Genomic DNA, 8,441 nt, shown 5'->3' on the forward strand with positions numbered 1-8,441 from the left:
TGTCGCATCTTCCGCATCCGCCATGGTGCAGGCAGGCCGCCGTCATGCGGCGCGCATGCAAGTCATGCGACACAGCAATGCCATTGTCATTTATGCTAGGAGCCCGAATATTGACAAGAGGTTTCGATGAACGCCAAGCCTTCGTTCTTCGCGTCGTGCGCCGCCCTGGTCCTGTCCACCCTGTGCGCCGTTCCGGCGCTGGCAGCGGACAGCGCACGGCCGCTGCAGCCGATCGAATCGCTGGTGGTGCCGCGCTACATGGGCGTCTGGTACGAGATCGCGAAATTCCCCAACGATTTCCAGAAAAAATGCGTCGGAGACACCACCGCAAGCTACAACCTGGGCAAGGATGGACGTGTGCAAGTCGTCAACCGCTGCCGCACTGCCGAAGGTAAGTTTGACGTGGCCGATGGCGTCGCGCGCCAGCTCGGCGGCGCCACCTCGCCCAAGCTCAAGGTGCGTTTCGCGCCGGCGATCCTGTCCTTCATCCCGATGGTGTGGGGGGATTACTGGGTCATCGACCTCGACGAGAAATACCAGTTGTCCGCGGTCAGCGAACCCAAACGCGAATACCTGTGGATCCTGTCGCGCACGCCACAAGTCGACCCAGCCGACTACGACGCCCTGCTCACCCGCCTTGCGGCCCAGGGACTGGATGTGTCCAGGCTGGTGCGCACTTCGCAAACCCAGTTGCAACAGCCCGGGCGATAGGTTCTGGCAGCCTAACGGACGTCGGCGGCGCCCGCCGGTCCTTGCCGTCAGCGCCGACGAACGACCCAGCAGGCCTGGAAATCCAGGCAGGCGTCCCCATCTTCAATTTCAGCGGGATTCGCACACGGCGCCGAGATCCGGTCGGTGTTTCGCCGTCCGTAATTCTTTCCGCATAGGTAATATCCCCAGCCAACACCGTGCGCCGGCCCCGCCGGCTGCCCTGCAGTCCTTGAAGAGTTCGATGCCCGGTCCGATTTTCTCTCCCGCGTTCCGTCTTATCCTGTCGACCTCGGCCGCGGTGGCTACGCTGCTGGCGCCGCATGCCGCCCTGGCCGCCGCCTCCATTGCTCCCGTCTCCGCGCCCGCCAGCAGCGACGATCCGCTGGCGACGCTGGTCAATGCCTACCGCGCCGATCCCGGCGCCTGCGACGGCCGTCCCGCCGCGCCGGCCGCCGCGCTCGATCCGCACCCCGCCCTGGCCCAGGTGCGCATCGGCGCCGGCACCTTCATCGAATCCGCGCTCGAACGCGCCGGTTATGCCGCCGCGCAGGCGCAGGCGGTCTACGTCACCGGCCCCGAGGACGCCCAGGCCGCCATGACGGTGCTGGCGCAAAAATACTGCAAGGTATTGCTGAGCGACCGTTTCTCGGCGGTGGGCAGCTACCGCGAGGGCGCGACCTGGACCGTCGTGCTGGCGCTTCCGGCGCCACCGCTGCCCTCGGCCACCTATCCCGACTGGCGCGAAGCCGGCCGCGCGATCCTGGATGAAGTCAATGCCGCGCGCGCCAGCGCCCGCTCCTGCGGCGAGCAAGCGTTCCCGGCGGCGCCGCCCCTGAGCTGGAACGGCGCGCTGGGCGATGCCGCACTGGCCCATAGCCGCGACATGGCCGCGCGCCGCTATTTCAGCCACCGCGCCAGGGATGGCAGCCAGGCTGCCGACCGCGTCCTGCGCGCCGGCTACAGCTGGCGCCGGGTGGGCGAAAACATCGCCTTCGGCCAGCGTTCGCCGCGCGAAGTCGTCGAAGGCTGGCTCGACAGCCCCGGACATTGCGCCAACATCATGAACCGCGATTTCACCGAGATGGGCGCCGCCTATGGCGTCACGCCGCAGCGGCAGGCCGGCATCATCTACTGGACCCAGGTGTTCGGCACGCCGCGCTGAGCCCGAACGAGGGCCGTCAAGGGGCCGCCGCCGTGCCTGCCCCGCCTTCGACCCGGATTGCGTCCCGCGCTGAACCTCTCCCGACAGCTGCTTCGGATAGACTTCCCTCAACATCAACCTCCCGTGCGCGTCCCGCCGCGCCGGCCCGGAACACATGACCCAGCCAGCCCCGCAACCACGACTCGGCCTCGTCTGCATCACCGTTTCCAAGGACGTGCGCTACCGCGCGCTCACGCGCAAGCGCCTGCTCGAACATTCTGAAGAGGGCCAGCGCCGCTTGCTGGAAGATATCTACCGCGACAATATCCAGACCCTGGACAATGCGCTGCGCTACTGCGAGCGCGAAGGCATCGCCCTCTACCGCATGCCCTCGTCGATCTTCCCGTTTGCCGATACGCCGTTCGGGCTGCACATCCTGCAACAGTTCAAGGAAACCCTGGGCCGCTCGGGCCGGCGCGCGCGCGAGCGCGGCATCCGCCTGGTGATGCACCCCGACCAGTTCGTGGTGCTCAGTTCGGACTCGGAAGACGTGGTCGCCAATAGCATCAAGATCTTGCAGATGCACGCCGACATCATGGATTTGCTGGACCAGCCGTGTTCGCCCTGGGCGCTGCTGGAAATCCACGGCGGCAAGGCCGACCGCGAAGACAATCTGGTCGCGCGCATTGCAGAACTGCCGGACGCGATCCGCCGCCGCATCGGCCTGGAGAACGACGAATACGCCTACAGCGCCGACGAGATCCACGCCGTGTGCGTGCGCGCCGGCGTGCCGATGGTGTTCGACGCCCACCACCACATCGTCCACGAAAAGCTGGACAGCTACGAGCATCCGAGCGTGGCCGAGATGGTGGCCAGGGCGCGCGCCACCTGGCCCGACCCGGCCCACCAGCTGGTGCATATCTCGAACGGCCGCGAGGGCTTCAACGACCGCCAGCATTCCGACCTGATCGCGACGATGCCCTCGTCCTACCTCGCCGCGCCATATATCGAGATCGAGGCCAAGCTCAAGGAAGAGGCGATCCGCGGCCTCGATGGCTGGTGTTCAAGGTTCACGCCGGCCTGATTCAGCTGTCCGGCAGTTGCGCCAGCCACGGCACGATCACGTCGCACAATGCCTGCGGCGCCTCGAGCGGGATCATGTGGCCGCTATCCTCGACCAGCGCGAACTGCGCCCCCGCGATGCCCGCATGCAGCTCGCGCGCTTCTTCCAGGCTGCGCAGGCGGTCGTGCCCGGCCGCCACCACCAGCGTCGGACAGCGGATCTCGCCCAGCAGGTGCAGGTCGCCCGGCCGCTCGACCATCGACTGGTTGCGAAACGCCGCGCCGCCCAGGCGCACGCCCATCATGCGCACGCGCTCGACCAGCGCCTCGTTATCCGCTTCGCGCGGATGCAGCGAGCTGGCGATCGCGGTGCGGCTGAGCCCCGCGAACGAGACCGACGGCGCCGCCCGCGCCACCGTGCGCTTGCCCTGACGGACGGCGTCGGCATCGGGCCGGGTCGAGGTGGCGATCAGCACCAGCGCGCGCACGCGCCCGGGCGCCTGGCGCACCATCTCGCGCGCGACGTAGCCGCCCATCGAAAAGCCGATCAGGATGAAGGACGGCGGCGCCTCGGCCAATGCACGGCGCGCCAGGTCCTCGATGGTGGAATCGTGACGCAGGTCGGCATGCGCCAGCGGGCCGAAGGGGGCCAACCGGTCGCGCATGCCGTCCCACAGCGTCTCGTCGAGCATGTAGCCGGGAACCAGCAGGATAGTCATCGCGCCATCATAGCAAAGCGCGATGACGGGCGCGCCGGGCCGCCCGTCGGGCCGCCTTCCTGGGGCGTGGTGGCCCGCTTCCGCGCCGCTATCGGCTGACTCAGGTATTGCGCATCTGCGCCTGCGACACATTGCTGCCCGGCGGGACGCTCTGGGTCAGCCAGACGTTGCCGCCGATGGTCGAACCGGCGCCGATCGTGATGCGGCCCAGGATGGTGGCGCCGGCATAGATGACGACGTCGTCCTCGACGATCGGGTGGCGCGGCGTGCCCTTGACCAGGGCGCCGCTGTCGTCGACCGGGAAGCGCTTGGCGCCGAGCGTGACGGCCTGGTACAGGCGCACGCGCTCGCCGAGGACGGCGGTTTCGCCGATGACGACGCCGGTGCCGTGGTCGATGAAGAAGCTGCCGCCGATCTGCGCGCCGGGGTGGATGTCGATGCCGGTCAGCGAATGACCGATGTCGGCCGTCACCCGCGCCAGGAACGGCACGCCGAGGCGGGTGAGGCAATGCGCGATGCGGTGGTAGAGGATGGCGATGGTGCCCGGATAGCACAGCATGATCTCGGCCACCGAGGTCGCGGCCGGGTCGCCGGCCAGCGCGGCCTGCACGTCGGACACCAGCAGCGCGCGGATGGCGGGCAGGCTGGCGGCGAACTCGCGCGTGATGGCGCGGGCGCGCTCGGCCAGCACGGCGTCCTCGGTCTGGTCGTGCTCGAAGGACGAATCAGGCGAATGCGCGGGCGAAAAGCGCAGCGCGCGCCGCACCTGCTCGGCCAGGCGGTCAAGCGCCACGTTGAGCGTGTCGGCGACGAAGTAGTCGATGCTTTCGTCGTTCAGGTCGGGGCGGCCGTAATGGGTCGGGAACAGCGCCGCGGAAATGCCGTCCACGATCTGGCGCACGACTTCGCGTGACGGCAGTTCACGTACCCTGCCCTGGTGCCGGATATTGTGGGTGGATTCGCGCGAAGTGCGCAGTGCCTCGATGACGGGTCCGAGGTGCCACTGCACCGATCCGCCTTGATGGAAAAATTCGCTGTTCATTCGCCGAGCCTATACGATTCGTTTTTCAATGACTATGATTTTATTGGTATGTCGATATGTCTGCTTTGACCGGCTCGAAAACAGTCCCCGCCAACGGCAGAACTTGCCGTGCGGCAGTTTCTAAGGCAACATCCAGCACTGATTTTCTTTTGTAATGACACGACCATGAACCTGCCCTCCCACCAGCTCAGCATGACGGTGCTGATGACGCCCGACACGGCCAACTTTTCCGGCAACGTGCACGGCGGCACCATCCTGAAACTGCTCGACCAGGTCGCCTATGCCTGCGCCAGCCGTTACGCCGGCCGCTACGTGGTCACGATGAGCGTCGACCAGGTGACCTTTCGCCAGCCGATCCACGTGGGCGAGCTGGTGACCTTCCTGGCCGCCGTGAACTACACCGGCCGCAGCTCGATGGAAATCGGGATCAAGGTGATCGCCGAGGACATCCGCAGCAAGGTGGTGCGCCATGTGAACAGCTGTTTCTTCACGATGGTGGCGGTGGGCGACGACAAGAAGCCGGCGCCGATCCCGCCGCTGGAACCGTCGACGCCGGATGAACTGCGCCGCTTCGAGGAAGCCAAGGGCCGGCGCGAGTCGCGCCTGGCGCTGGAACGCGACCACGCGCAGCGGATCTCGCCCAAAGGGTGAGGCGGCGCGGGATTGTTTATCCGCCGCAAACGCTGCTATAATTGCGGCCTCTTGGCCTGGTAGCTCAGTTGGTAGAGCAGAGGATTGAAAATCCTTGTGTCGGTGGTTCGATTCCGCCCCGGGCCACCAAGAATTTCTTAGAACGCCAACCCATGCAGGTTGGCGTTTTTGCATCTGCGACTAAACGTCAGCGTGTCCGGTCCATTTCCGGATCCGTGCGCAACTCCGTGCGGCATGACGATTCAAGCGAATTGCGAATGGAGTGTTACGCCATTCAGGGCGTGACCGCCTTCGCCGCCTTCACAGCAGCTTTGAGTGCTTCTTCAGACGCACACACTGCAATAAAATCTTCCCACTTCACCTTCACTCCATTCTCTTTCTTTTTCTTGCCGTTGCACCAAACCAAACCGGTCATTGTGGCGTAGCAATCTCCCAGCTGGGTCGTGCCATCCTTACTCCGAACCTCCAGCTCGATCCCCTTTTGCTTTACCTGCATCGCTACTTCAAGCGACTTGATCCAAACTTCCATTTCACTCTTTCGATTTAAATTATTACAGTTTGTTAATTGTTTCATAATGCGCACGACCTATGCGCCGCCTGATCCCTCCTGGGAGTACAGAGTGAAAAATGCTCTGGAACGACTTTTTAAGGATTTCGTCGACTTTTCAATGCCATTTTAAAACACGCTAAAATTAATAAGAGGAAAATTTGTGCTATACAGCCTGTGGCATCTCCTCTCTTTGCGCACCCTTTAGTTTGAGAACCAGAAGATGTTTGTTTTGCTCAAAGGTATAGATGGCAGCCAAAGGGATGGCCGTGATGAACATGCCCGAAAGAATTGCGGAGACTTGCGGATTGAATTTATTGAGCAGGGGCACTGACGCGATTCCTTGACTGATCACGCGCTGCACATAGACCCCTGCGACCGCCGATGCGGTTCCAAGCATGATCACTTGCAAAGCGGCGAGCTTGTCAGGTTCGTCACTGGCCAATACACGGACACAGCGCACAATGCTGAGCGTGCTTTCGCGGATGATGGAATAGATAAACGCCGGCATCTTCAGGATCAGAGAGATCAGTATCTGCGGAATCACGCTCAGGGCGCCCGAAACCCCCGCCTCCATGCCCAGCGCCTTCGCCTTGGCCCAGATCTGGCGCTCCTCGAAGCGCTCGCTCAAGCGGGCTGCAATCCGGTCCTTGCTGTCCCTGAATTCATCGATCATCCCGGCGCTGGAAACCAGCTTCACCTTTTTGAGCTCGTCCATGAAGACATCAATGGTCTCCACCACGATCAGGCCCACCACTTGTTGCGCCGCCATGGTGGCGCCGGTGACGGCCATTGAGCCCGCAATTCCCTTCACCGCTTCGATCTGGCCATCGCGATACGCTTGCTTGCTGTCGGCATAGGCCTGATCAATGGCCCGTTTATCCACCACATGCTCTTCGCCGGATCCTTTGATGGTGACGATCACCTTGTTCGGATCGGTAGGATGGGGTTTGCCAAATTTATCGAGCCAGTCGTAGACGTCCAGATTGCTTTTCTGGCTATTCAGATTGCGGTTCGCATACACCAGGTTGCGCGGATCGTTCATCACGTCGCCTAGTTCCTTATCGGTGAGGCCTGCTTTCAACAGCATGCTCTGGAAGATCTCATTCTTCGAAGTGACATGGTCGACGGAAACTTTGGTACCGCGGGATTTTTCATAGACCAGCGGCGCGTCTGGGTTGTAGCCGTTTTCGAAAACGGTGCCATCCGGCGTATTTCTGTTAGGTTTCAGGGCGCCATAGTTTTCATGCTTGTCACCGACCAGATCCTGGCGCGATGTACGGAAGGTATCGTAGCTGTCGGTAAGCTTGTCATACTTGGCCTGGCTTTTATCGTCCAAGATGTTCCCCAGCACGAACGCCGCTATCGCCCGACGCACCGCTTCGTTGCGGCATTGCTCGTAGATATCTTCCATAGACTGCGCAGGGACGGGAAGCTTGTTACGGATGTCGTTGACCATCTCGAAAGTGGACTTGTCCACCTCGAAGGTACTGCGAATGTAATGATGAAATTTGTTTGCCGATTCCTTTGCGAAACTGACAGCAGCTTCCCTAGATTCATCGAGATCGAAATTGCGCACTGTATCCGCTGCTTTCCCGACCATTTCACCGGCGCTCTCCCTCAGCCCGGACGCTGCCGAGTGGGCATGCTGCCTGGCGCCCTCGTAGTCGAATTCACGCACAGCATCGGCGGCATTGCTGGTGACCTCAGCGGCCATTTGAGCGATCTTGCTACCGGCTTCACCGGCCTTGGCATTCCATCCGCTGGCCGAGTCCTGCAATGTGTCCTTGGCACTCTCCAGCTTGTCTTTTGCAGCGGAGGCTGCGTTCTTGAGTGAATCCAAATTCAGCCGTTTTCCGAACAGTCCCATTTTTTTCTTCCCTCGCTTCTGCAATGGGAAAAGTATATCTTGCCATAAGAAAATAATGGGATTTCTGAACAGAATGTGCTGTAACCCGGCCGCGATGCGTCAGGCTCGCGATGTCGATATGACATCAACCCGGCGATGGTAGGACAATACCTGTAGCGCAAAAATGTTTTTCTTAGGCATCGTGACAGAATAGATAACACTTGTCACGTTGTTCACTCCTCGCAGTTTTGGACCTTGTAGTCGAGTTCGGCCACCACGGATTGTCCTCTGCCGGTCTTCTCAGCAATTCTCAACAAACTATGTGGCGAACCGGACACCGCTGCATCAGGAAGTTATCTAGCCCCTGCTCCTTGCGCACTTGAACCGACCGTTCCACTGCCCGTCTATTGCGCGGATTTCGCCAACCCGAGCGGCCATTATGTTTGTTAAGGGAATACGGTATGGACAGGCAGAACCACAGCGCGATGCGCCAGCGGGCCTGCCGCCGTGTTGTATCGGCAACGCTCCACGCCAGATCGGCGAGCAATAGCAGAACCTCTGCCCGGCAAATCGCTGAGGCCGTGACAGACGCGGCGCGAATATTGAAAATCCTTGTGTCGGTAGGTGTCAAGTCCCGCCTGTTCATAAACCCGCTTAACGAATAATTCCGGCCGTCTTTGTTGCCATTCCTTGAGTGCGAGGATGGGCGTCTTTGCATC

At 62.0% G+C, this 8,441-nt stretch carries 9 protein-coding genes and 1 tRNA gene; 5 read left to right on the forward strand and 5 right to left on the reverse strand.

Going from position 1 to position 8,441, the window contains the following annotated elements; all coding sequences use genetic code 11:
* Nucleotides 1-126: 126 nt before the first annotated feature.
* The 3 genes from ABIB38_RS22215 (at nucleotide 127) to uvsE (ending at nucleotide 2,936) form a co-directional block, all read left to right on the forward strand.
* Nucleotides 127-711, forward strand: coding sequence for a lipocalin family protein (locus ABIB38_RS22215; protein WP_429206871.1), 585 nt, complete (start codon nucleotides 127-129; stop codon nucleotides 709-711).
* A 241-nt stretch (nucleotides 712-952) separates the two neighbouring features.
* Nucleotides 953-1,873 carry a CAP domain-containing protein gene (locus ABIB38_RS22220; RefSeq protein ID WP_429206872.1) on the forward strand — a complete coding sequence of 307 codons (921 nt, stop codon included), beginning with the start codon at nucleotides 953-955 and terminating at the stop codon, nucleotides 1,871-1,873.
* 154 nt (nucleotides 1,874-2,027) lie between these two features.
* The gene (uvsE, locus tag ABIB38_RS22225) at nucleotides 2,028-2,936 is read left to right on the forward strand and encodes a UV DNA damage repair endonuclease UvsE (protein ID WP_429206873.1); all 909 of its coding nucleotides are present in this window, start codon (nucleotides 2,028-2,030) and stop codon (nucleotides 2,934-2,936) included.
* A 1-nt stretch (nucleotide 2,937) separates the two neighbouring features.
* Here uvsE and ABIB38_RS22230 read toward each other — a convergent pair whose 3' ends face one another.
* Nucleotides 2,938-3,633 (reverse strand): alpha/beta fold hydrolase, encoded by a 696-nt coding sequence (locus ABIB38_RS22230; protein ID WP_429206874.1) that lies wholly within the window; start codon nucleotides 3,631-3,633, stop codon nucleotides 2,938-2,940.
* 100 nt (nucleotides 3,634-3,733) lie between these two features.
* Nucleotides 3,734-4,675, reverse strand: a complete 942-nt coding sequence (epsC, locus tag ABIB38_RS22235; RefSeq protein ID WP_429206875.1) for a serine O-acetyltransferase EpsC — start codon at nucleotides 4,673-4,675, stop codon at nucleotides 3,734-3,736.
* 165 nt (nucleotides 4,676-4,840) lie between these two features.
* Here epsC and ABIB38_RS22240 point away from each other — a divergent pair, with 165 nt between their 5' ends.
* Nucleotides 4,841-5,326 (forward strand): acyl-CoA thioesterase, encoded by a 486-nt coding sequence (locus tag ABIB38_RS22240; protein ID WP_429206876.1) that lies wholly within the window; start codon nucleotides 4,841-4,843, stop codon nucleotides 5,324-5,326.
* A gap of 53 nt (nucleotides 5,327-5,379) precedes the next feature.
* Nucleotides 5,380-5,455, forward strand: a tRNA-Phe gene (locus ABIB38_RS22245).
* A gap of 145 nt (nucleotides 5,456-5,600) precedes the next feature.
* Here ABIB38_RS22245 and ABIB38_RS22250 read toward each other — a convergent pair.
* The 3 genes from ABIB38_RS22250 to ABIB38_RS22260 form a co-directional block, all read right to left on the reverse strand.
* On the reverse strand, nucleotides 5,601-5,855 hold the full coding sequence (locus ABIB38_RS22250) for a hypothetical protein (protein WP_429206877.1): 255 nt from the start codon (nucleotides 5,853-5,855) through the stop codon (nucleotides 5,601-5,603).
* 184 nt (nucleotides 5,856-6,039) lie between these two features.
* Nucleotides 6,040-7,743 carry a hypothetical protein gene (locus ABIB38_RS22255; RefSeq protein WP_429206878.1) on the reverse strand — a complete coding sequence of 568 codons (1,704 nt, stop codon included), beginning with the start codon at nucleotides 7,741-7,743 and terminating at the stop codon, nucleotides 6,040-6,042.
* Nucleotides 7,744-8,168: 425 nt separating this feature from the next.
* On the reverse strand, nucleotides 8,169-8,441 hold a 273-nt coding region (locus ABIB38_RS22260), incomplete at its 5' end, for a hypothetical protein (RefSeq protein ID WP_429206880.1).

This window comes from Massilia sp. UYP11 (genome assembly GCF_050434805.1).
Taxonomy (GTDB): Bacteria; Pseudomonadota; Gammaproteobacteria; order Burkholderiales; family Burkholderiaceae_D; genus Telluria.